Raw genomic sequence first — 23,282 nt, 5'->3', positions numbered from 1 at the left:
TAAACGCACGATATGCGCCCGACGCGCATCGCCGTCAACCCCTCGGACCGGATTCGCGGGCTTGCGCCCCCTACGGCAGCATCCTCGCCAGTTCGTGAGGCTGGGGCAACGCACAGGCCGGCGCGCGACGGAGCAGGCGGCGGCGCACGCGCGCCACGGCGTTATAGACCGGGTCGCGCAGGATGCGCGGAACCAGCCGCCCGAGTGCCGCCAGGACGGCGTACCCGCCGCCGAGGTAGGCGGCGGTCGCGAGCACGGCATCCGAGTGCGTGCGGACCACCTCGCGCCCGTCCACCGTCTCGACCCAGAGCATCGACTCCACGGTCAGGAGATGCGAGTGCCGCTCACGCACGGCGCGCCCGGCAATGCCGTCGCGCGCGGCGAAGCGCACGGTGCCGCGTCTGTCGTGGGCGAGGACGAACTGCACCGATCGTGCGCAGAATCCGCAATCGCCGTCGTAGACGAGGATCGGCACCGCGGCATCGGACGCGTTCATCGCGCGCTGCGGGTGTCGAGCGGGAAGCGGCCATCGCGCAGGAAGCCAAGCACCAGACGGTGCACCTCTTCGCGGCGCATCACGAAGGTATGGCTGCCGTCCACCACGACGTGGTCCGCCTCGCCGTAGATGTGGGTCTCGGAGATATCCACCGTATCGTCGCCGCGCGCCGCTACCACGCCCACGGAGACGCCCCGCGGCGGCGGGATCTTCCGCACGGTCGCCGTACTATCGGTGCGCAACTCGTCGATGGGCTCAAGCAGCCACCCGACCAAGGGCGTGAAACGGTCCGCCATCCGCGCCCCCTGGTTGGGCGGCGTGAGCATCACGATGCGTCCGATACCGGCCGGGCGGTCGTCCTGCGCCGCCACCCAGCGCGCGAGGATACCGCCGAGGCTGTGGCCGACGAAGTGCAGCGTCACGTGCTCGGGACGGCGCTTGGCATCAATCTCACGGCGTAGTGCCGCACCCAACTCGGCGATCGAGCAGCAATAACTCGAATAGCCGATGTTGAGCACGTCATAGCCCGCAGCCTTGAGAGCCGTTTCCACGGGACGCATCGAGTAGGTGGTCCGTCCCATCCCGTGCAGCACGACCACGAGCTCGCGCGCAGCCAGCGCGGTGTCTGGTGCGCTGGCCTGTGCCGCCTGGTCACCGGGCACTCCCGACGCCTGCGCGCGCGCGGCCGGCGGCGTCAGCGCCGCGAGCAGCGTGAACGTCAGGAGTCTCGTGTGCAGGAATCGCGTCATCGTCGCCGAGAGCCGGGGAACCACCTAAGATTACAGCCTTCATACTATATACCCGTGACCAAGCCTCCCGAGTCCCTGCGCGCCGCCGATGGTACCGCCCTGCACCTCTACCGCTGGCCGGGAGAGGGCACACGCGGCACGGTGCTGATCGTGCACGGTTTGGGCGAGCACGGCGGACGCTACGCGCACGTCGCCGCCTGGCTGGCCGCGCGTGGGTTCACTGCCGTGGGTTACGACCACCGCGGACACGGCCGCTCCGACGGCAAGCGCGGCGTGCTGCCGCACACGGACGCCCTGTCCGCCGACCTCGCGACGGTGGTAGATGCCGTGCGCGCGCCGAACGGCCCGCTGCTCCTGCTGGGGCACTCGATGGGTGGCGCGGTCGTGGCGGGATTCCTCGCCGCGCGGCGTCGGCCGGTGGACTTCGCGATCCTCACGAGTCCGGCGCTGCGCGCCCGGATGAGCTTCGTCCAACGCATCCAGCTCGCCGTCGGCCTCGCGTTGCTGCCTTGGCTGGCGCAGCCCAATGGACTGGACCCGACCGGCATCGCGCACGATCCGGCGACGGTGCGCGCATACCTCGACGACCCGCTGGTGCACGACCGCATCAGCGCGCGATTGGCGAAAGCGACATTGGACGCCGGCGCCACGGCGCTCGGAGCGGCCGCTCGCTGGACCGTGCCCACGCTGCTGCTCTACGGCGGCAGCGACCGATTGGTGGACCCGGCCGGCAGCGATGCGTTTGCGGCCAGCGCCCCGACTGAGGTCGTGGAGTCCGAGCGCTTCGACGCGCTCTACCACGAGATCCTCAACGAGGGGACGCTGGCCGCCCCGGTCTTCGCGCGCCTCGAGCGTTGGCTCGACGCGCGCGTCCCGCGCTGACGCTTACTGCGGGATCGTCACCTTCGCGTCGGCGATGCCGCCGCGCGTGCTCGTCACCCGCGCGTTGGCCTCCACCGCCCGACCTTCCGGCGCACGCACGCGCACGGTGACGGTCTTGGTCTCGCGCCCGGCGAGCCAGAACTCCTGCAGCCGCGGCCCGATGGTGCGCAGGCCCGGTGCCTCGACGCTCAGCGCATCGGGCCGCACGATGTGCACGCGCTTGGCCTGCTCCAGTGCCGTCGGGATGCGCCCGGTGTTGCGCACCGTCACGCGGACCTCGTGCGTGGCCGAGTCGCGCTGGGTCCCGCGCAGCCGCGTCACCTGCGTGTTCGTGATCTCGACCTTCGGCAGCTCCATCGCCATCGCGAGGTTGAAGCGCGCCTGGTTGGCGGCCCACTGCTCGAGCACCTCGGGCGGACCGTTCTGGGCCCAGAACTTCGGATTGATCCCGCCGACCTCGACCTCACCGAGGTCGGGGTGCATCACCTTGGTCCACATCTGGTAGCCGCGGCCGCCGAAGTGCTCGTCGTTGTAGCGCAGCACTTCGTATTGGTCCACGCGCCCGTCACCGTTGTAGTCCCGCTCGCGACCGCCGTTCCAGAGTTCGTCGCCGTACCAGATCTGGCCCATCTGGAAGTATCCGAAGTCCGGCCCGTGGCCGAAGAGCGGCTGCGGGTTGCCGTTCGGGTTGAAGCGCGTGGCGTAGGTGCGGTAGACGTCGCCGGCCCAGGGATAGTTCGTGAACGACAGGCCGACCGAGTCGAAGTACTGCATCAGGCGCAGGTCGCTCGGGAAGACGCAATCCTTCTCTTCGCAGGTGCTGGGGCCGCGCAGGTGCATCGGCACCTGGGTGTCCATCGAGTTGGTGACGCTGATGTTCGGATGCGTCAGCTGCCAGAGGAAGACGGCGCGGGTCTCGGGCTCCGAGAGCGGATACTCGCCGGCACCGAACTGCGTCTGGCCGCGACCGGTGTTCTCGCGCTCGGGACGCCAGTTGTACGGATAGTTGCGGTGCAGGTCGAGCCCGCCGACGCCGTCCTCGTTGTAACGGCCGTCCTTGTCGTTGTCGATGCCCTCGGGCCAGAGGAGATAATCGCCGCGACCCATCCCCACGGGGCGCATCAGGCGGCCCTTGGGGTCGAGCGAATCCACCACGTGCGTGCCGTTGCCGGCGCCGACGAACTTGCGCATCTGGCGGATGAAGCCGTCGCCGTCGAGATCCTCGCCCGGATCCTCGTCGAGCAGGCCGTCGCCGTCGTTGTCCACCGGGCGCACCGAGCTGCGGTTGGCCTGCGCGGTGAGCTTGTACATATCCGCGCCGTCCGGATTGTTGTTCGGCCGCAGGTACAGGACCTTCTCGTCCACCAGCCGCGTGATCGCGGGATCCTTGCCGTAGTTCTCGATGACGTGCCAGGCGAGCCAGAGCACGCTCTCGCTGGACGTGATCTCGCCCGAGTGGCGCCCGCCCTCGAAGAACGCCGCCGGCTTGTCGGTGTGCTTGCCGGTGGCCTTGTTGGTGATGGTGAGCTGCCAGATGGGCTGCCCGCCGAAGGAGGTGCCGACCTGTACGCGCTCGACGATGTCGGGACGCTCGGTGGCCCAGCGCTCCATCCAATAATTGAGCTCGGCGGTGGTGTGATAGTGCTGGAAGTCCATCACGCCCCACTGCTTGGGCTGCATCTCCGGATAGTTCGTGAGCGGGAAAGTCGACGGACCGTCACGCAGGCCGGGGATGGTGAGGACGCGGCGCACGGTGTCGCGCGGCTGGTTGGCACCTTGGCCACCGCCCATTCCACCGCCCATCTGGGCGGCGAGGGGCGCGGCGGAGAGCAGCAAGGCGAGGAAGGAAGCTCGCATCGGCAGACCTGGAAGGAGTGAACGGGACGCACAGGCTACGCGCATCGGCGCCCGAGCGTTCGCGACGGGCATCCGACTGAACTTGGGCCTCGCGCGGGGGCGCGTCCAGCGTCGGTGACTGGTGGGAGCGCGTCGGGATACGCATCTTCCTCGCGTTCGCCTCCCGCCGCCCGCCCCAGAGGAGTCCCGTCGTGTCCGACGCCCGCTCGAAGCGCCCCACGCCCTCGCTGAGCTCCGAACAGCTCAAGCGTTCCATCGGCAACCTTGGACCCGCCGAGGCCGCCGATGCACTCGAGGCCCTCGACCCACAACAGGCCGCCGAGGTGCTTCAGGCGATCAACCCCTCGCTGGTCGGCGACATCCTCCCCGAAATGGAGGACGCGAAGCGCGAGTCGATGTTCGCGGCCGCGCCGGAAGGCGTCACCGCGCAGTGGTCGCTCAACCTCTCGTTCCCGGAGGGCAGCGTCGGCCGCCTGATGGAGATGCCGCCGCTGACGTTCCGCCCCGAAGAGACCGTCGGGGCGGCCTCGGACCGCGTGCGCAGCGTGCCGCGGACGGTGTTCTTCACCTACGCCTTCGTGCTCGACGCCGAACGCCGGCTCGTCGGCGTGTGCACGATGCGCGACCTGCTGGCCGCCGACGACCACGCGACGCTGGGCGACATTATGCTGCGCGACGTGTTCGCGCTGCAGCCGGGCACCGAACTCGGCGACGCGATGAAGTCGGTCGTCCATCGCCACTATCCGGTCTACCCCGTCACCGACGACGTCGGCCGCTTCCTCGGTCAGGTGCGCGGCAGCGCGATGTTCCAGGAGCAGGCGATCGAGATCTCCGCACAGCCCGGCCAGATGGTCGGTGTCAATGAAGAGGAACGTCTGCTCACGCCGTGGCCGCGATCGCTCAAGTTCCGGCATCCGTGGCTGCAACTGAACCTGCTCACCGCGTTCCTCGCGGCGGCGGTCGTCGGGTTCTTCCAGGACACGCTCGACCAGATGGTCATCCTCGCGCTGTTTCTGCCCGTGCTCGCGGGACAGAGCGGCAACACCGGCTGTCAGGCGCTGGCGGTCACGCTGCGCGGGATGACGCTGGGCGAGCTCGACAAGGGTGCGGGCAAGAAGCTCGTGTCCAAGGAAGCCCTGCTCGGCGTGCTGAACGGCTTCTTGGTCGGCCTGGTCGCCGCCGCCGGGATGTTCTTCGTAGCGCGGGCCCAGGGCAATCCGCACGCCCTCGGCCTTGCGGGCATCGTCGTGCTGGCGATGGTGGGCTCCTGCGTGATCAGCGGAATCAGCGGCGCGCTCATCCCACTGACGCTGCAGCGCGTGGGCGCCGACCCGGCGACGGCCTCGAGCATCTTCCTCACCACGGCGACGGACGTGGCCTCGATGGGAATGCTGCTTGGGCTGGCGACGATGTTCCTGATGTAGCGCTCAGGGACCGCCGGCACCGAGTCGCTGGCGGATCGCCCGCGCCTGCGCGTCGTTGGCGGGCGCCATCTCGACGTAGCGCCGGTAGCGCGCGCGGGACTCGTCGGTCTTCCGCTGCCGCTCCAGCACCTGCGCCTCCGCGAGCACTGGGGCCGGCCACTGCGGCTTCATCTGCTGCGCCTTACGGAAGTCGGTAAGCGCCTCGTCGAGCTTGGCCTGCGACATCAGCGACGCGCCCCGCGCCTGGTACAGCACGGCGTCGTCGGGCGCGAGCTCGATGGCCATCGTGAGTGCATCCACGGCGTCGCCGAAGCGCTGCTGGGCGCGCGCCACCTGTGCCAGCCCCGCGTGCGCATAGGCGAACCCGGCGTCCTCGACCAGCGCTTCGCCGAACGTCGTCTTCGCGCCCTCGAGGTCACCTCCCGCGACTTGCAGGGTGGCGATCATCTGCAGCAGGAAGTGCTTCGAGCGATAGAACGTCACCGGCCCCTTCTCCTCGTCGGCCCGCACGGCGTCGAGGAGCCGCTGCAGGTCCTGCAGTGCGGCGCGTCGGTTGCCCGCCGCCACGTAGGCCAGGGCGCGGTCAAAGAGTTGCCACCGAGCGCGCGTACCCAAGCGGTCGATGGTGCGCGTGTGCAGCGTGACCGCCTGTTGCAGTTCGCCGTTGCTGTACGCCACCCAGGCACGCGTGTCACGGTCTTCGCGGAACCGGCCCGGCAGGATATCGAACATCACTGCCTCGAGTCCGCGATGCACGAATGGATTGCGCATCAAGGCCCGCGTGCGCGCCGTGTCAGCCGCGCGCACCATCGGATCGCGCATCGCCTCCGGATCGTTCAGGAAGTATTGCACCGTGCGCTCGCGCGGCAGGCGCACCATCGTCGCGGCATACCAGGCAAACAGCGGCTCGGCGCGGCTAGGCTCGAGCTCGGCGGCCCAGGCGAAGGCCGCGGCCGCCTCGCGCGGGGCCTCCCGCATCACGCGCGCGCCGTGGTCGAACCAGGCCTCCCAATCCTTGGCGTCGCCTTGCACGTTGAACATCGGGCGCGTGGCCTGCGCCGACGCGAGCGTCGCACAACCGAGGAAGCCCATCGCGAGGAGGAACCGCATCACGGCGCTCCCGCTCCGGCCACCGGCACCACCCGCAGCACGCGCCCGCGCGAGTTGTCGGTGAGCAGGTACAGGTAGCCGTCCGGTCCCTGCACCACGTCGCGGATGCGCTCGCGCAACTCGCCGAGGTGGCGCTCCTCGCCAGTCACGCGGTCGCCTGTAAGCGTGAGGCGCACCAAGCCACCGGGCGTCAACGACCCGATCAGCACGCTGCCGTTCCATCCCGTGTAGCGCGAGCCGGTGTAGAAGGTCATTCCGCTGGGCGCGATGACCGGATCCCAGAAGTACACCGGCTGCTCCATTCCCTCGCGCGCGGTGCCCTCGCCGATCGGCAGGCCGCTATAGTCGCGGCCGTAGGTGATCACGGGCCAGCCGTAGTTCTTGCCGGCCTCCGGATGGTTGAGCTCGTCACCGCCGCGTGCGCCGTGCTCGACGGTCCATAGACGGCCGGTCTGCGGATGCAGTGCCGCACCCTGGACGTTGCGATGCCCGTACGACCAGATCTCGGGCTGCGCGCCGGAATGCGCGACGAACGGATTGTCGCTCGGCACCTGGCCGTCGGGATGGATGCGCACGACTTTGCCCATCCCCTGGGTGAGATCCTGCGCGCGGTCACGATACTGCTGGCGGTCACCCTGCGTGACGAACAGCAGGCCGTCGCGCGCGAAGACGAGGCGCGACCCGAAGTGCCCATTGCCGCTGAGCTTCGGTCGCTGGCGATAGATCACCTGCACGTCCGTCAGCGCGTTCCCGACGAGCCGTCCGCGCGCGACGCTGGTGCCCGACCCGTCCTCGCCCGGCTCGGCGTAGCTGAGATACACCCACGGCGTCGTCGCGAAGTTCGGATCGAGCGCTATGCCCAGCAACCCGCCCTGCCCTCGCGCCGCCACTTGAGGCACTCCGTCCAGCGGAGCCGAGAGCGACCCATCGGTACCGACGAGGCGCAGCCGGCCCGGCCGCTCGGTCACGAGGATACGCCCGTCCGGCAGGAAGGCCATTCCCCAGGGATACTCGAGTCCCTCGGCGACGGTCTCGGTGGTGACGACGCCAGTGGTGTATCCCGGCGTCGGCGACTGGATGGCGCGCGCATCCGAGGTGAGCGGGCGCGAGCAGGCGGCGAGGCTCAGCACCGCGAACAGGCCGAGCGTACGGAGGAAGGCGAACGGGCGCATACTTCTACCCTACGCCCCGTACCGTCTCAGCGCCAGCCGCGCACGCTGGCGATCCGCCTCTCTCACTCCGACGCAGCCTCCAATGCTTCTCGCGCTCACCATCTCCGTCGCCCTCGCCGCCGACACGCTGGTGTACCCTGTGCTCAACCACGGCAAGCCACGTGGTGAGATGCGCGTGGTGACCGATGCGGACTCCGTCGTCGTCACCTACGGACACATCGACCGCAACCGCGGGCGCTGGGTGCAGAATCGGTACACAGTGGACGCCAACGGCCGGATCGTGGCCGCCGAGGCGCGTCCGATGACGCGGGACGGCGAAGTCAGCGCCGCCACCGACCGCTATCGCGTGCACGGCGACTCGGTGACGATCACGCGCGGGACGATCACGCGCGGGATGCCGCGAGGGACGGGCTTCGTCGCGCTCAACAGCGCCACGGCCTGGGACCTCGCGGCGACGGTGCGGCACCTGCTCGCCGCGCCGGGGATGGAAGCGCCGGCGCTGCCGCAGAGTTCCGCGGTGCGCCTCGTGATTGCCGCCGACACGACCCTGCGCACGCCGCACGGCCCTGCCCGCGTCCGGCTTGCGATGCTGCACGGCCAGGGCGCTACGCCGCGGGGCGTGTGGGTGGACGGCGACGGCAGGCTGGTGGCCAGCCTCGCCGAGTGGTTCATCACCGTGCATCCGGATTTCGTGGAGGCGCTGCCGACGCTGCGCACGATCGAGCTGGCCTACCGCGAGCGTCTCGCGGCGGGGATGGCGGCGCGGCTGCAGCCGAGTGCCCAGGGGACGGTGGTCATCCATAACGCTGATGTGTTTGACGCCGAGCGCGGCGTGATCCTTCCCAACCACAGCATCGCCATCGCCGACGGACGCATCACGCAGGTGGGGCCGACGGCCGGGTTCCGTGCGCCGCGCGGCGCGCAGCGCGTGGACGCCAGCGGCAAGACCGTCATCCCCGGGATGTGGGATATGCACTCACACGTCTTCTCGGCCACGCAGACCGACGGCGCATTCCGGAACCTGGCCATCGGCGTGACGACCATCCGCGATATGGCGGCCGACACCGACATCGCGACCTCGCTGCGCGACCGCGCCAACTCCGGCGCGATCGTCTCGCCGCAGGTGGTGCTGGCCGGCATCATCGAAGGGCCGCAGCTCTGGGCCGGCCCGACGGACGTGATCGTGAGCACCGAGGATGAAGCCCGTGCCACGGTCGCGATGTACGACTCGCTCGGCTACCGCCAGCTCAAGCTCTACAACCTCGTGCATCCTGACTTGGTGCCGACCATCGCCGAGGAAGCGAAGCGGCGCGGGATGCGGCTCTCCGGACACGTCGCGCGCGGGCTCACCGTGCCGGCCGCCATCCGGCTCGGCTACGACGAGATCAACCACGCGGCGTTCCTCTTCTCGACCTTCCACCAGGACTCGCTGTACTGGCCCGTGATGCGCGCGTACTCGGCGGTGGCGACGGTCGTCGCGCCTAACACCGATGTGGACGGCCCGGCGATGCGCGCGCTCATCGCCGATCTCAAGGCGCACGGCACGGTAATCGACGGCACGTTCAACCTGTGGCTGCGCGACAGCACCGGGGCGGACTCGGTGAGCGCGAAGGCAGGCAACCGCGCGTACCTGACGCTGATCCGCCGCCTGCACGAAGCGGGCATCACGCTGGTGCCGGGAACGGACGGCTCGAGCTACAACCGCGAGCTCGAGCACTACGAGATGGCGGGCATCCCCGCAGCGCAGGTGCTGCAGCTGGCGACCATCGTGTCGGCGCGCGTGATGGGACTCGACGCCGAGTCCGGCAGCATCGCGGCCGGCAAGGTCGCGGACTTGGTGATCATCGACGGCAAGCCGACGGAGCGGATTGCCGACCTGCGGCGTGTGGAGATGGTGTTCCGGCGGGGGCGCGGGTACACGCCGGCCGCATTGCTCGGGGCCGCGAACACCAGCACGGAGCGGCCTTAGCGCTTCACGGCCGCGATGGCGTCAATCTCGATCAGTAGCCCGTGATTGAGCGCCGGCACCGGCACCACGGCGCGGGCCGGCACCTCCGCGCCGACGACGCGCGCATACACGGCATTCACGCGCGGCCAGAAGGCGATGTCGGTGACGTACACATTCACCTTGAGCAGATGCGCGAAGTCGCTGCCGGCCGCGTGCAGGATGGCCTCGAGGTTGCGCAGCGTACGCTCGGTCTGCTCCTCGATGCTGCCGTGCAGCTTCTCGCCCGTGGCGGGATCGATGCTGAGCTGGCCGGCGACGTACACGGTGCCGTCGCGCACGGTGGCCTGCGCGTAGTGGCCGGCCGGCGTCGGGGCCTGCGGCGTCGCGATGCGCGTGATCGGCATCGCGTCAGTCGAGGTAGGGGTCGGCGTCGTCGCGGTCGTGCGGGTGCAGCTCCTTCCACGAACGACGGCGGCCCTTGGGCTTGGCTGGCTTGGCGCGCGCCGGCCCGGTGGGCAGCGGCGGACGCTCATCCTCGGGCAGCAGGTCCTTCACCATCTCCACCAACTGGTGGCTGAGGTGCTGGCCGTACCTGTACATCGCGACGACGCGCGCGCGGTTGCCGAGCAGGAAGGAGAGGATTGGCTTGTCGGCCTTGGCGGAGTTGCAGGTCTTGCAGCTCAGCACCAGGTTGTCGCGGCGGTCGTAGGCGGTGAGGCCGCGCCGCGGCGTGACGTGGTCCAGCGTAATCGTGCGCTCGGGGACGATGCGCTCGCAGTAGGCGCAGACCGGTCCGTGGCGTTCGAGCAGCCAGCGGCGTGTCTCGGTGTAGGCGGCGCGCCCGGTGGGCACCGACGTCAACGTCGGTTGGCGGCTCGCGGCCTTGCCGCCTCCGCCTCCGCCGCCCCGCCCTCGCCGGCGCCGCTTGGGCGCCGCTGACTTCTTCTTGGCCGGCCCGCTCACGGGGCCCCGCCGACGATCGCTTCTATAGAGTGCCGCATCGCCGGAAGATAACGGCCCCGCCCCCGGCCCGCCCCGGCACGCCGTACGGGCAGATTACTTGACATTTGAAGGATTTGGCGGCACTCTCTCCTCCGCCCCCTCCCTCAGGAGCTCCCGCAGTGCGCGTCGTCGTGGTCGGTGGCGGTCCCGGTGGACTCTATGCGGCGCTGTTGCTCAAGCGGCGGCACCCGGACGCCGTCATTACGGTGCACGAGCGTAACCGCCCGGACGACACCTTCGGTTGGGGCGTGGTGCTGTCGGACCAGACGGTCGACAACCTCCGCGCCGCCGACCCGGAGAGCGGCCGTGAGATCGCCGCCGCCCTGCACCGCTGGGACGACATCGCGGTGCACTTCGCCGGCCAGACGATCCGCTCGGGCGGACACGGCTTCGCCGGCATCGGCCGCAAACGCCTGCTCGCCCTGCTCCACGAGCGCTGCCGCGCGCTCGGCGTGACGCTCCGATTCGAACACGAACTGCCGGACGACCTCGACGCGCTGGTCGCGGCCGAGCATCCGGACTTGATCATCGCCGCCGACGGCATCAACAGCCGGATCCGCGAGCGCTACGCGTCCACGTTCAAGCCGGACACGGACACGCGACGCTGCCGCTACGTGTGGCTGGGCACCAAGCGCAGCTTCGACGCCTTCACCTTCGCCTTCGCCGAGACGCCACACGGCTGGTTCCAGGCGCACGCGTACCAGTTTGACGAGTCGATGAGCACGTTCATCGTCGAGACACCACAAGAGAACTGGGAACGTGCCGGCTTGGACGCGATGGACACCGACGCCGCCATCGCGTTCTGCGAGCGGCTCTTCGCCGACCAGCTCCAGGGCGCCAAGCTCCTGAGCAACGCGCGCCACCTGCGCGGCTCGGCCCAGTGGATCCGCTTTCCGCGCATCACCTGCGGCTCGTGGGTGCAATGGCTAGCCGATGGCAGGCGCCGCGTACCGGTGGTCCTGCTCGGCGACGCCGCGCACACGGCACACTTCTCCATCGGCTCGGGCAGCAAGCTCGCGCTGGAGGACGCCATCGCGCTTGATACCATCCTCGCTACCGAGCCCGACCTCGACCGCGCGTTTGCGCGGTATCAGGAGGAACGCGCGGTCGAGGTGCTCAAGCTGCAGAACGCCGCCCGCAACTCGACGGAGTGGTTCGAGTCGGTGGCGCGCTACGCCTCGCTGGCACCAGAGCAGTTCGCGTACTCGCTGCTCACGCGTTCGCAGCGCATCTCGCACGAGAACCTGCGCCTGCGCGACGCGGACTACGTGGCCGCCTTCGAGCGCTGGTTCGCCGAGCGCGTGGGCCTGTCGCTCGCTCCCGACAAACCGGCGCCGCCGCCATTGCTCACGCCATACACGGTGCGCGGCGTCACCCTGCGCAACCGGGTCGTCGTCTCGCCGATGGCGCAGTACAGTGCCAACACCGACGGCACGATCGGCGACTGGCATCTCGTCCACCTCGGCGCCCGCGCCAACGGTGGTGCTGGCCTCGTGATGGCGGAGATGACCTGCGTCGCGCCGGACGCGCGCATCACACCCTGGTGCCCGGGCCTCTGGACCGACGCGCAGCGCGACGGCTGGACGCGCATCGTGCGATTCGTGCACGAACACAGCGGCGCAAAGATCGGGATGCAGCTCGGGCACGCCGGCGCCAAGGGCTCCACCAAGAAAATGTGGGAGGGCATCGACCAGCCCCTGCCCGATGGCAACTGGCCGCTAATCGCGCCGAGCGAGACGCAATACCTGAAGGGCGTCTCGCAGTTGGCGCGCGAGATGACGCGGGCGGATATGGACCGCGTGCGAGGCGAGTTCGTAGCGGCGACGCGGCGCGCCGCCGAGGCCGGCTTCGATTGGCTCGAACTGCACTGCGCGCACGGCTACTTGCTCTCGGCGTTCCTTTCGCCGCTCACCAACCATCGTCACGACGAGTACGGCGGCTCGCTCGAAGGCCGCGCACGGTATCCGCTCGAGGTGTTCACCGCGATGCGCGCGGCGTGGCCGGCGGGCCGGCCAATGTCGGTGCGTATCTCGGCGCACGACTGGGTGCCTGGCGGCAACACGGCTGACGACGCCATCGCGATCGCCACGTTGTTCAAGGCCGCCGGCGCGGATGTCATCGACGTGAGCGCCGGCCAAGTCGTGAAGGAAGAGCAACCGGTGTTCGGGCGGATGTGGCAGACGCCGTTCGCCGACCGGGTGCGGCAGGAGGCGGGAATCGCGACAATTGCGGTGGGCGCCATCACCGACGCCGATCAAGCCAACGGCATCATCGCCTCGGGTCGCGCCGACTTGGTCGCGGTGGGGCGTCCGCATCTGGTGAATCCGGGCTGGACGCTGACGGAGAGCGCGAAGTTCGGCTACACTGGCACGGGGCCGCTCTGGCCTCCGCAGTACCGTGCCGCCAAGCAGCAACTGGACCGCCTGATGGAACGCGAGCGCGCCACGCTGGCCGCCGCCGCTGCAGGACCACCGAAGGGAGAACTCACGTGAGCAGGCTCACCGGCAAGCACGCGCTGGTCACCGGTGCCAACCGCGGCATCGGGGCGGCGATCGTCCGCAGCCTCGCCGCCGAAGGGGCTGACATCACGCTGATGGTACGCGACCGCGCTGCCGCCGAGCGCGTCGCCGCCGAGCTGCGCACGCGCACGCACATCGTCACTGCCGACGTGAGCGACCGCGCTGCCGTGCGCGTTGGTTGCGAGTCTGCGGCGGCCGCGCTCGGGCCGGTGGATATCCTCGTGAACAACGCCGGCACCGTGGAGACGATTCCTTTCCTCAAGGCGGCGCCAGAGGTCTTCACGCAGATGTTCGCCGTGCACGTGCTTGGCGCGGTGCACACGTCGCAGGCCCTGCTGCCCGCGATGCTTGAGCGCGGCGCCGGGACAATCGTCAACGTCGCGAGCATCGCCGGACTGCACGGCGCGCCGTACGTGGCGCACTACGTGGCCGCCAAGCACGCGCTGGTGGGCCTCACGCGCGCGCTTGCCGCCGAGTATCGCGGCAAGGGCGTGACGGTGAACGCCGTGTGCCCGGGCTACGTGGCCACGGACTTGGTGAGCGGCTCCTTGAGCAAGATCTCGGCCAAAACGGGACTCAGCGAAGCCGAAGCGCTGGCGGCGATCCTCAAGGACGCCGGCCAGCCGCGCATCGTCGAAGCGCAGGAAGTAGCGGACGCCGTGTTGCACTTCGTGGCCGGCGGCGGCGCGGCGGCGAGCGGTGAGACGTTCGTCTTGATGGGGCTCGACACGTGACCAGCACGGCGCTGCGCAGCGCAGACCCCGAGGCACACCTCGTGCAAGAAGACCACGAGGCGCTTCGGCTCTGGTTGCGGCTCTTCACCACCACGACGATGGTCGAACGGGTGGTGGACAGCACGCTCAAGCGCGAGTTCGGCTCGTCGCTGCCGCGCTTCGATTTACTCTCGCAACTGCACCGCACACCGGACGGCCTGCGGATGGGCGCACTCTCCGAGCGCATCCTCGTCACCAACGGCAACGTCACTTGGTTGGTGGCAGCGCTGGAGCGCGAAGGCTTCGTCAAGCGCCGCCCCGACGTCGCCGACCGCCGCGCGACGGTCGTCCGCCTCACCGCTGCCGGCAAGCGGCACTTCGAGACGATGGCGCGCCGTCACGAAGCCCTCATCGTCAGCCTGTTCGCCGACCTCTCCGCCACAGAACGTCGCGCGCTGCACGCCGCGCTCGGCACGTTGAAAGCTCGCTTTCGCCCCAGCCAGGACGCCCGATGACCGCTCCCGACCCAATCACGGCGATGCGCCGCCCCTTCGCCTCGCGCAGGTTCACGCACTTCGGCTGGTCTACCAGCGCCGACGGCCGCGTGGCGACCATCACGCTCAACCGGCCGGAGCGGAAGAATCCGCTGACCTTCGATTCCTACGCCGAGCTGCGCGACCTCTTCCGCGAGCTGCCCTACGCCAGCGACGTGCGCGCGGTGGTGCTTACCGGCGCCGGTGGCAACTTCTGCTCCGGCGGCGACGTGTTCGAGATCATCGAGCCGCTCACGCGGATGCAGGAGCCGGAGCTCCTGGCCTTCACGCGGATGACCGGCGACCTCGTGCTGGCGATGTTGCGCGCACCGCAGCCCATCATTGCCGCGGTCGATGGCGTGGCCGCCGGTGCGGGCGCGATCCTCGCGATGGCCAGCGACCTGCGCCTCGCCACGCTGCGCGCGAAGACGGCGTTCTTGTTTACGCGGGTTGGGCTCGCGGGCTGCGATATGGGCGCCTGCGCGATGCTGCCGCGCATCATCGGACAGGGGCGCGCCGCCGAGCTGCTCTTCACCGGCCGCTCGATGGACGCCGCCGAAGCCGAGCGCTGGGGCTTCTACAACGCAGTGGTGGAACCCGATGCCCTGCTCGCCGACGCGCAGGCGCGGGCCGCGGCGCTGGCCAACGGTCCGAGCTTTGCCCACGCGATGACCAAGAAGATGCTGCTGCAGGAGTGGAGCGTCCCGCTGGAGCAGGCGCTGGAGATGGAGGCGCAGGCACAGGCGATCTGTATGGGCACGCAGGACTTTCGCCGCGCCTTCGAGGCCTTCGCCGCCAAGCAGACGCCCGTGTTCGAGGGCAACTGACGTGAGCGCCTCGACCTCGCACCTCGACTGGCCGTTCTTCGACGAGGCGCATCGCACGCTCGCGCGCGACGTCGCGCACTGGGTGGCGCAGCAGCAGGTGGATCACCGCGATGCCGATGCGGCCTGCCGGAGCTGGGTGAAGCTGCTCGGTGCGCAGGGCTTCCTGCGCTACTGCGTGCCGGCCGCGCACGGTGGCGCGCTACCGGCTATTGATTCGCGCGCGCTCTGCCTGCTGCGCGAGCATCTCGCGGCGCACGACGCGCTCGCCGACTTCGCCTTCGCGATGCAGGGCCTGGGGTCCGGAGCCATCTCGCTGGCCGGGTCGGAAGCGATGAAGGCGACGTGGCTGCCTCGCGTGGCGCGCGGCCAGGCGATCGCGGCTTTCGCGCTCAGCGAGCCCGATGCCGGCTCCGACGTCGCGGCCATCAGCACCACCGCCACGCCCACGAAGGGCGGCTGGCGTCTCGACGGCCGCAAGACCTGGATCTCCAACGGCGGCATCGCTGACTTCTACTGCGTGTTCGCGCGCAGCAAGCCGGAAAGCAGCGGTGCCAAGGGCATCACGGCCTTCCTCGTCCCCGCCGACGCCAAGGGCCTGCGCATCGCAGAGCGCATCGAGACCGTCTCACCGCATCCGTTGGCGACGCTGGCCTTCGACGGTTGCGAGGTGTCCGATGCCAACCGCATCGGCGCCGAGGGGGACGGGTTCAAGCTCGCAATGCGCACGCTGGACATTTTCCGCGTGTCGGTGGCGGCGGCGGCCGTGGGCTTCGCTCGCCGTGCGTTGCAAGAGACCGTCGCCCGCGCCAACGACCGCGCGATGTTCGGCAGCACGCTGGCCGCGCAGCCGCTGGCGCAGGCCATCGTCGGCGATATGGCCACGGACCTCGACGCCGCCGCGCTGCTGACCTACCGCGCCGCCTGGCAGCGCGACCGCAGCGATGCCCGCACTACCGCCGTCGCCGCGATGGCCAAGCTCAGCGCCACTGAGCACGCCCAGACGATCATCGATCGCGCCGTGCAGTTGCACGGCGGGCTCGGCGTGAAGACCGGTCACATCGTCGAGCGGCTGTACCGCGACATCCGGGCGCTGCGCATCTATGAAGGGGCGACTGAGGTGCAGCGGCTCATCATCGGCCGCGAGACGCTGAGCGCGCGTTCCGGTTCTTCCACCACCTGAGGGCCCAGCGATGCCAACTGCCGCGCCGAAGGACCTCGCGCCGAGCGCGCACGTGGACCACTGGCCACGCCAGCAACTCCCGCCGGCCGAGGAGTGGCCGACGCTGACGCTGGACGGCGTCTATGCGTATCCCGAGCGGCTGAACGCGGCCGTCGAGCTCGTGGACAAGGCCCTGCGCGAGGGCCACGGCAACCGCAGCGCACTGATTATGCCGGACGGCAACGGCGGCTGGGCACACACCACCTACGCCGAGCTTGCGGCACAGGTGGATGCGCTCGCGCACGTGCTGGTGAGCGATATGGGACTCGAGCCCGGCAACCGCGTGCTGCTGCGCGGCTTCAACGGCCGCTGGATGGCCGTCGCGTGGTTGGCGACGGTGAAGGCCGGCCTCGTGGCCGTGACGACAATGCCCCTGCTGCGCACCAAGGAGCTGCGCGTGATCGCCGAGCGTGCCAAGTGCCAAGCCGCGCTCTGCGACGTGCGGTTGGCCGACGAGCTGCGCCTGGCGGCGGAGTCGCCGACGACGCTGCGCGACATCCGGGTGTGGGGCACGCAGGACGCGGAAGGCCTGGAGGCGCTGATGGCCGCTCCGCGCGGCGTGTTCACCGCCGTGGACACCAGTCGCGATGACGTGTGCCTGATCGCCTTCACCTCGGGCACCACCGGCGTACCGAAGGGCTGTATGCACTTCCATCGCGATGTGATGGCGATGTGCGACGGATTCTCCAAGCAGGTGCTGAAGGCCACGCACACGGATCGCTGCATCGGCACGCCACCGCTGGCGTTCACGTTCGGGCTCGGCGGCCTGCTCTGCTTCCCGCTCGCCGCGCGCGGCGCGGCGGTGCTCGTGGAGAAGGCCACGCCGGAGTCGCTGCTCGACGCCATCGAACAGACGCAGGCCACGGTGAGCTTCACGGCGCCGACGTTCTACCGCGCGATGTCGCTGGCCCTCAAGAAGGAGCCGCAGCGATGGCGCACTGGCTCGCTGCGTGCATCGGTTTCCGCTGGCGAGGCGCTTCCCGACGCGACGCGCAGGCTCTGGCGCGACGCCACCGGCATCGAGATGCTCGACGGCATCGGCGCCACGGAGATGATCCACATCTTCATCGCCGCCGCGGGCAAGGACGTGCGGCCGGGCGCCATCGGCAAGGCGGTGCCGGGCTACGAGGTGGCGATCCTCGACGACGCACTTGAGCCGCTACCCGCCGGTGAGGTCGGCCGCCTTGCCGTGCGCGGCCCCACCGGTTGCCGCTACCTCAACGACCCGCGCCAGCGCGACTACGTGCAGCGCGGTTGGAATCTCACCGGCGACGCCGCGATGATGGACGCGGACGGCTACGTGTTCTTCAAGGCACGCACCGACGACCTCATCCTCTCGGCGGGTTACAACATCGGCGCACCGGAGGTCGAGGCCGCGGTGCTGCAGCACGAGGCCGTGGCCGAGTGCGCGGTGGTGGGCGTGCCGGATGAGGAGCGCGGGCAGGCGGTGAAGGCCTTCGTGGTGCTGAAGCCTGAGCACGAGGCGTCCAGCGCGCTCGCCAAGCAGATCCAGGATTTCGTGAAGGCGACGATCGCGCCGTACAAGTATCCGCGGCTCGTGGAGTTCGTCGCCGCGTTGCCCAAGACCGACACCGGGAAGCTGCAACGCTTCCGCCTCAAGGAGCCGACGTGAGCCCTCGTCCTTCATCCCCGGAGCGCCCGTGACGCATCGCACCCTCCAGCCCGTCGGCTGGGCGCGCCCCAAGGGCTATGCCAACGGCGTCGTCGCCAGCGGCCGCACGATCTTCCTCGCCGGCCAGATCGGCTGGAACGCCGAACAACGCCTCGTCGGCAGCGACCTCGTCACACAGGCGACGCAGGCACTGCGCAACATCGTCGCCATCCTCGCCGAAGACGGCGCCAAGCCCGAGCACATCGTGCGCCTGACCTGGTACGTGACCGACCGTGCGGCCTATCTCGCCGCGAGCGCCGCACTCGGCGTCGCGTACCGCGAGGTGATGGGCCGGCACTTCCCCGCGATGACCGCGGTGGAAGTCTCGTCGTTGATGGAAGCCGACGCCGTGGTGGAGATCGAGGCCACCGCCGTCGTCCCCGCGTAGTCCTCTCCCACCGAGCGACCGATGCCATTCGCAGAAATCACGGGCTGGGGCAAGTGTATGCCACCTGCCACGCTCACCAACGCCGACCTCTCCACCTTCCTCGACACCAACGACGAGTGGATCACGTCGCGCACGGGGATGAAGGAGCGCCGCATCTCGCACGTGTCGGCGGTGGAGATGAGCACCATCGCCGCGTCGCGCGCGCTGGCCTGCGCCGGCCTCGAGGCCAAGGACGTGGACCTCATCATCTACGGCGGCGTCAGCAACGAGGAGCTCTGCCCCAATTCCGCCTCCGGCGTGCAGCTGTCACTCGGCGCCACCAAGGCCGCGAGCATCGACCTCAACACCGCCTGCACCAGCTTCTGTTACGGCCTCGCCACCGCTACGGCGATGATCCGCACCGGCGTCGTGAAGAACGCCGTCGTCATCGGCGTGGAGCTGATCTCGCGGTATATGGACTGGAGCAACCGCAACGTGGCCGTGCTCTTCGGTGACGGTGCGGCGGCCGTCGTGCTGCAGTCCAGCGACGAGGAGACCGGGATGCTCGAAGCCGTGCTCGGCTGCGACGCTGAGGCGCGCGACTCGCTGCGCGTGCGCGGCTTCGGCTGCGGCTACTCCGGACTCGGCATCACCTTCGGCGACACGCTCTGGGACTTCGACGGCCAGGTGATCTTCAAGCGCGCCGTGCACGGGATGAGCGACGCGGCCAAGCGCGTGATGGAGGCGCGCACGCTCGACGCTGACGACATCGGCCTCGTCGTGCCGCACCAGGCCAACCTGCGCATCATCGAGTCCGTGGCCAAGTACGCCGGCGTGCCGATGGACAAGGTGATGCTCACCGTGCAGAAGTACGGGAATATGAGTGCGGCGACCGTGCCGGTGGCCTTGGTGGAGGCGCTGGAGGAAGGTCGCGTGACGCCGGGCTCGTGGCTGCTGATGCCGGCGTTCGGCGGCGGGCTCACCTATTGCGCGCTGCTGGTGAAGTGGGGCAAGCGCGTGACGCCGCTGGGGGAGAGCGCGATGGAGTTGCCGCCGCTGACGCAGACCGCGTTGGAGTTGGTCAACGCGGTGCGCGCGGGGCAGGATCCGCACGGGCGCAGCAAGGCGGGGTTGATGGCGCCGGTGTTTGCCGCGGCGGCGACGACGACGGCGACAGCGTGATCGAACTCCGTCCCATCGTCTTGGAAGGGGGCGGCGTCCGGCTCGAGCCGCTCCTCGCCTCGCACGCGGACGCACTCCGCGACGCCGTGCGCGACGGCGAGCTCTGGAATCTCTGGTTCACGGTCGTGCCCGAACCGTCCGATATGGACAACTACATCGCCAAGGCGCACAACGGCCAAGCCGATGGTACGATGCTCTGCTGGGCCGTGCGCGATCTCGTGAGCGACACCATCATCGGGAGCACACGCTACCACGATGTGGTCGCGCAGATTGACCGCGTGGAGATCGGCTACACCTGGTACGCCGCGCGCTTCCAGCGTACGCACGTGAACACGACCTGCAAGCTGCTCTTGCTCACCCACGCCTTCGACACGCTGGGCTGCGGCGTGGTGGGCCTGCGCACCGACCTCGCCAACACACGCTCGCAGGCCGCCATCGAGCGACTCGGCGCCAAGCGCGACGGCGTGCTGCGGCATCACCAAGCCCGCCGCGACGGATCGGCTAGGGACAGCGTGTTTTATAGTATTCTGGCCGCCGAGTGGCCGGCGGTGCGGGAGCGCCTAGAGCGAAGACTGGTAGGTGCGTAAATGACGGAAGACTGATAGGTGCGTAGATGACGGAAGACTGAAGACGGAAGGGGCGACTCGAGCAGATCGGGTCGCCCCTTTTCGTCTCCCATCTCCCCGCTCCCGACCATCTCCCCTCTCCCGACCGTCTCCCATCTCCCGACCGTCTCCCCTCTCCCATCTCCCCGCCGTCACCCCCCTCCCCCTCTCCCATATCCCTTGCCTTATTCTGGTTCTATTCGGTAATTACTCACCTACAATCTTCGGTATCTATTCGGTATGCCACTCCCCCTCCAAACCCTGCGCGAACAGCTCGCTGCCGTCGTAGCGGGCACGCCCAGCAGCACACCCGGGCTCCCCACGGGAGTGAGGGGATTGGACCTCGCGCTCCCCGGCGGCGGCCTCCCCCGCGGACGCATCACCGAACTCCTCGCGCCCGCCGGACTCGGCAAGACCACGCTCGCCCGCAGCATCGCTGCGACCACCCTGCTCGGTGGGCACGCCGTCGCCTGGGTGGATGCCACTCGCACGCTGGACCCGCGCGACTTCATAGATGTGGACGCCGCCGGCCGCGATGCGCTGTGGATCGTGCGGCCCGGCGATCCCGCGCGCGCCGCCTGGTGCGCCGACCTCCTGCTGCGCACCGGCGCCTTCGCCTTGGTCGTGCTCGACGGCGCGCCGGTGCTCGCCCGCACCATCGCCGTACGCCTCTCGCAACTCGCCCGCGATTCCGACGCCGCGCTGCTCCTGCTCGGCGAAGGCAACAAGGCCTCGGAGATCGGCGGGGCGCTGCGCCTCGTGCTCACGCGTCGGCCGGCGCGCGACACGCGCGGCGGACCGCAGGTGGCCGCGTGGATCGAGAAGGGCGGCCCGCAGCAACACATCCCTTTGCACCTGGAGGTGGGCAATGCCCGCGCTCTCGCCCGTGACATCGCGCGTCGCCTGTGTACGCATCCCGAGGTTCCCGATCGGCGCGGCGTGGCTCGCACGCGACACGGCGCCACGCGCATCGGCAGCGTCCGCGGGCGGCGGGCGGCGCAGCCGCAGTATCCGCGCGAAACGACACACGCGCACACCGATCCGTAATCAGCGAAGTGTGGGCCGAGCTAAGGCGACATCGAGCGCGGCAAGCTAGCCTGCCGCTGAACACTCGAGGTCCCCCCCCCCGCCGAGAAGCGCACTACGAAGCGCCTCGAGACAATCCGCACGACGTCCGAGTGCCCGAGCGTCTGACGTGCCGAGCGTACGGCGCAACCACTCGTTGGATTGCCGCAGACTACGCCAGCCAAGTTGCGTAACGGTGTCATCGGTCCGCGGCAAACCGGCAGCGAATGCATCAAGTGTGCGGGCGATTTGACCAAGCACTTGCAGCCGGGTCGGCCGCCGCAGCCAGTAATGGGAGAAGGTTCCTCGTCGCTCGCGGCGCGGACTCCTTCCCCACCAGCCCATCAGCAACGCAACAGCCTGTGGCACGTCGTTGACCGCGACTGTCTGCACGAGATCGTTCGCACACTGGCTGGCGAGCGTCGGGTGCCCGTGGCGCGCGGAGGCAAACACGGCGCGCCACTCACCGAGCGACGGCGCAGGACCGAGTACATCGAGTGGGCGCACCCGGCTCGCCAGTGCCACCGCCATCCATTGGGCAGAAGTCACAGGGCGGCCAACGCAAGTGATCGATCGGCGAGTTCAGGAAGGAGTAAGTCCGCAACGGCGCGAGGGACATCCTCAAGCTCGCTAGCGGACACGACGAATAGCGGGAACGGAATCCCGCCAGTTGCCCGCGTGATCGCCTGCCGGAGCGTGCCGAAGGCCAAGCAACCCGCAGCACCGTTCGCGCGCAGCACGGCCATCGGAAAGGGCGAGGTGTCCAGCGCCCCGCACAAGGCGACGCCGCTCATCCGACTTCATCCACTGACTAGAGTGCTCCGCGCCAACCGCGCAGCCAGCGAACCTCGCGCGCACCGTTGCTCGCCCGTTGCTCGACGAGAAGGCTATCGCCCGCGACCACGAGCAATTGCAGGATGGACTCTTCGATGTAGCCGCGCATCGTACCGTCGGCATCGAAGACGTCCCAGCGCGAGGAGTTGGAAAGCGATTCGCTGACCTTGACCAGAATCCAGCCGCTGTCTGCCACCACGAGATCGGCGATTGCGGGAAAGAACTTGGGGGCGGCACGTTGACGCCGGCGGATGTCGAGCTCCACCGCGCGTCGAAACATCGCGTTCCGCGGCATCTGTGCCATGAAGGCGCGTCCGGCCAGATCAAGATCGTCCTCCGTGACCGGCTCGACAGGTGCGGCGACTTCAAGCACACGAGTCGCAGCTAAGCCTGAGATCCAGATGATCCGATACCGCTCATCAGTGACCGCCCAAACGGAAGAGTCGTCCGCAAGTCCCCATCGAAGCTCAGGTTCGAAGAACGGCCTGAGCGGCGCACCGCCCTCCTTCTCGTGGCCGAGCGCAACCACGGGCAGGCGTGCGAGGACCTCACCGCGCCTCGCGCGCGGTTCAACGACCCGTATCTCCGCCACCACGGAGTCCTGACCTGCTCGCTTCGCGAGGGGGCGAATCAAATGAGCGAAGGTCTCACCTCGCAGGTCAGCTCCTGCGAAGTAGCGGTGTGGCCACGCTGCGGTCCAGCCCTGCGGAGTCCCGTCGGGAGCGAGCAGTTGCAGCGCGGAAGCGCCCCACTTGTAGACAGCCCAGCCACCCTCGGAGCGCAGGCCTGCACTGCCACGCCGCACTCCTCCCTGTCGATTCACCTCAAACCCGACCTGCCGCACGGCTGCATCGTGCACCAGGAACACGGCTCCGTCGTCGGCCAAGATGAGCGTTCGCCCGAAATCGTCTGCCGCTGCCGCTACAGTCCCGCGACCGGAGCAAGCCGGGCGTTCGCCTCCGCAGACCACAGCGCCCCTGACGAGCTCGAGTCGCGGCGCCGCGAGATACTCCCGCTCAGAAACCGTGTGCCGCGCAGCGACCTCAAAATGAATTGTGGCATCCGAGTGAGAGACGCACGCACCAGCCAGCAACGCGAGCAGGGCA

General features: G+C 69.3%; 22 protein-coding genes. 13 read left to right on the top strand and 9 right to left on the bottom strand.

Annotated elements, in window-relative coordinates:
- Positions 1-70 precede the first annotated feature (70 nt).
- Both KF689_00990 and KF689_00985 read right to left on the bottom strand, forming a co-directional pair.
- Positions 71-496: a DUF393 domain-containing protein gene (locus tag KF689_00990; protein MBX3131945.1), complete on the bottom strand. Its 426-nt coding sequence runs from the start codon at positions 494-496 to the stop codon at positions 71-73.
- Positions 493-1,269 carry a hypothetical protein gene (locus tag KF689_00985; protein ID MBX3131944.1) on the bottom strand — a complete coding sequence of 259 codons (777 nt, stop codon included), beginning with the start codon at positions 1,267-1,269 and terminating at the stop codon, positions 493-495. Before KF689_00985 ends, KF689_00990 begins: the two co-directional genes overlap by 4 nt.
- A gap of 30 nt (positions 1,270-1,299) precedes the next feature.
- Here KF689_00985 and KF689_00980 point away from each other — a divergent pair, with 30 nt between their 5' ends.
- Entirely contained in the window at positions 1,300-2,127 is an 828-nt protein-coding gene (locus KF689_00980) for a lysophospholipase (GenBank protein MBX3131943.1), read from the top strand.
- A 3-nt stretch (positions 2,128-2,130) separates the two neighbouring features.
- Here KF689_00980 and KF689_00975 read toward each other — a convergent pair whose 3' ends face one another.
- Complete coding sequence (locus KF689_00975) at positions 2,131-4,029, bottom strand: peptidase (protein ID MBX3131942.1); 1,899 nt, start codon at positions 4,027-4,029, stop codon at positions 2,131-2,133.
- Positions 4,030-4,175: 146 nt separating this feature from the next.
- On the opposite strand from KF689_00975, the gene KF689_00970 reads away from it, so the two are divergent.
- On the top strand, positions 4,176-5,408 hold the full coding sequence (locus KF689_00970) for a magnesium transporter (GenBank protein ID MBX3131941.1): 1,233 nt from the start codon (positions 4,176-4,178) through the stop codon (positions 5,406-5,408).
- Between the two features lie 3 nt (positions 5,409-5,411).
- On the opposite strand, the gene KF689_00965 is transcribed toward KF689_00970, so the two are convergent.
- Together KF689_00965 and KF689_00960 are read right to left on the bottom strand one after the other, a co-directional pair.
- Positions 5,412-6,518 (bottom strand): hypothetical protein, encoded by a 1,107-nt coding sequence (locus tag KF689_00965; GenBank protein ID MBX3131940.1) that lies wholly within the window; start codon positions 6,516-6,518, stop codon positions 5,412-5,414.
- Entirely contained in the window at positions 6,518-7,690 is a 1,173-nt protein-coding gene (locus KF689_00960; GenBank protein ID MBX3131939.1) for a PQQ-dependent sugar dehydrogenase, read from the bottom strand. Before KF689_00960 ends, KF689_00965 begins: the two co-directional genes overlap by 1 nt.
- An 82-nt stretch (positions 7,691-7,772) precedes the next feature.
- Here KF689_00960 and KF689_00955 point away from each other — a divergent pair, with 82 nt between their 5' ends.
- Entirely contained in the window at positions 7,773-9,659 is a 1,887-nt protein-coding gene (locus tag KF689_00955) for an amidohydrolase family protein (protein MBX3131938.1), read from the top strand.
- Here the strand turns inward: KF689_00955 and KF689_00950 are convergent.
- A complete protein-coding gene (locus tag KF689_00950; GenBank protein MBX3131937.1) occupies positions 9,656-10,042 on the bottom strand; it encodes a Rid family detoxifying hydrolase in 387 nt (128 codons plus the stop codon). The genes KF689_00955 and KF689_00950 overlap by 4 nt on opposite strands.
- A gap of 4 nt (positions 10,043-10,046) precedes the next feature.
- Entirely contained in the window at positions 10,047-10,601 is a 555-nt protein-coding gene (locus KF689_00945; protein MBX3131936.1) for an HNH endonuclease, read from the bottom strand.
- A 158-nt stretch (positions 10,602-10,759) separates the two neighbouring features.
- On the opposite strand from KF689_00945, the gene KF689_00940 reads away from it, so the two are divergent.
- The 10 genes from KF689_00940 (at position 10,760) to KF689_00895 (ending at position 21,324) form a co-directional block, all read left to right on the top strand.
- Positions 10,760-13,132, top strand: coding sequence for a bifunctional salicylyl-CoA 5-hydroxylase/oxidoreductase (locus KF689_00940; GenBank protein MBX3131935.1), 2,373 nt, complete (start codon positions 10,760-10,762; stop codon positions 13,130-13,132).
- Positions 13,129-13,893: an SDR family oxidoreductase gene (locus KF689_00935; GenBank protein ID MBX3131934.1), complete on the top strand. Its 765-nt coding sequence runs from the start codon at positions 13,129-13,131 to the stop codon at positions 13,891-13,893. The genes KF689_00940 and KF689_00935 overlap by 4 nt, the downstream gene beginning before the upstream one ends.
- Positions 13,890-14,387, top strand: a complete 498-nt coding sequence (locus KF689_00930) for a MarR family transcriptional regulator (protein ID MBX3131933.1) — start codon at positions 13,890-13,892, stop codon at positions 14,385-14,387. Before KF689_00935 ends, KF689_00930 begins: the two co-directional genes overlap by 4 nt.
- The gene (locus KF689_00925; GenBank protein ID MBX3131932.1) at positions 14,384-15,232 is read left to right on the top strand and encodes an enoyl-CoA hydratase family protein; all 849 of its coding nucleotides are present in this window, start codon (positions 14,384-14,386) and stop codon (positions 15,230-15,232) included. The genes KF689_00930 and KF689_00925 overlap by 4 nt, the downstream gene beginning before the upstream one ends.
- 1 nt (position 15,233) lies before the next feature.
- Positions 15,234-16,412 carry an acyl-CoA dehydrogenase gene (locus KF689_00920; protein ID MBX3131931.1) on the top strand — a complete coding sequence of 393 codons (1,179 nt, stop codon included), beginning with the start codon at positions 15,234-15,236 and terminating at the stop codon, positions 16,410-16,412.
- A gap of 10 nt (positions 16,413-16,422) precedes the next feature.
- Entirely contained in the window at positions 16,423-18,084 is a 1,662-nt protein-coding gene (locus KF689_00915; GenBank protein ID MBX3131930.1) for an AMP-binding protein, read from the top strand.
- 28 nt (positions 18,085-18,112) lie between these two features.
- Positions 18,113-18,511: a RidA family protein gene (locus KF689_00910; protein MBX3131929.1), complete on the top strand. Its 399-nt coding sequence runs from the start codon at positions 18,113-18,115 to the stop codon at positions 18,509-18,511.
- 21 nt (positions 18,512-18,532) lie between these two features.
- Positions 18,533-19,672: a ketoacyl-ACP synthase III gene (locus KF689_00905; GenBank protein ID MBX3131928.1), complete on the top strand. Its 1,140-nt coding sequence runs from the start codon at positions 18,533-18,535 to the stop codon at positions 19,670-19,672.
- On the top strand, positions 19,669-20,259 hold the full coding sequence (locus KF689_00900; GenBank protein MBX3131927.1) for a GNAT family N-acetyltransferase: 591 nt from the start codon (positions 19,669-19,671) through the stop codon (positions 20,257-20,259). Before KF689_00905 ends, KF689_00900 begins: the two co-directional genes overlap by 4 nt.
- Before the next feature lie 258 nt (positions 20,260-20,517).
- Complete coding sequence (locus tag KF689_00895) at positions 20,518-21,324, top strand: hypothetical protein (GenBank protein MBX3131926.1); 807 nt, start codon at positions 20,518-20,520, stop codon at positions 21,322-21,324.
- Between the two features lie 563 nt (positions 21,325-21,887).
- Here KF689_00895 and KF689_00890 read toward each other — a convergent pair.
- Both KF689_00890 and KF689_00885 read right to left on the bottom strand, forming a co-directional pair.
- Entirely contained in the window at positions 21,888-22,136 is a 249-nt protein-coding gene (locus tag KF689_00890) for a hypothetical protein (protein ID MBX3131925.1), read from the bottom strand.
- 17 nt (positions 22,137-22,153) lie between these two features.
- Entirely contained in the window at positions 22,154-23,062 is a 909-nt protein-coding gene (locus tag KF689_00885) for a hypothetical protein (GenBank protein ID MBX3131924.1), read from the bottom strand.
- Positions 23,063-23,282: the final 220 nt, after the last annotated feature.

Source organism: Gemmatimonadaceae bacterium (genome assembly GCA_019637355.1).
Taxonomy (GTDB): domain Bacteria; phylum Gemmatimonadota; class Gemmatimonadetes; order Gemmatimonadales; family Gemmatimonadaceae; genus Pseudogemmatithrix.
This window is presented reverse-complemented; position numbering and strand designations above follow the sequence as displayed.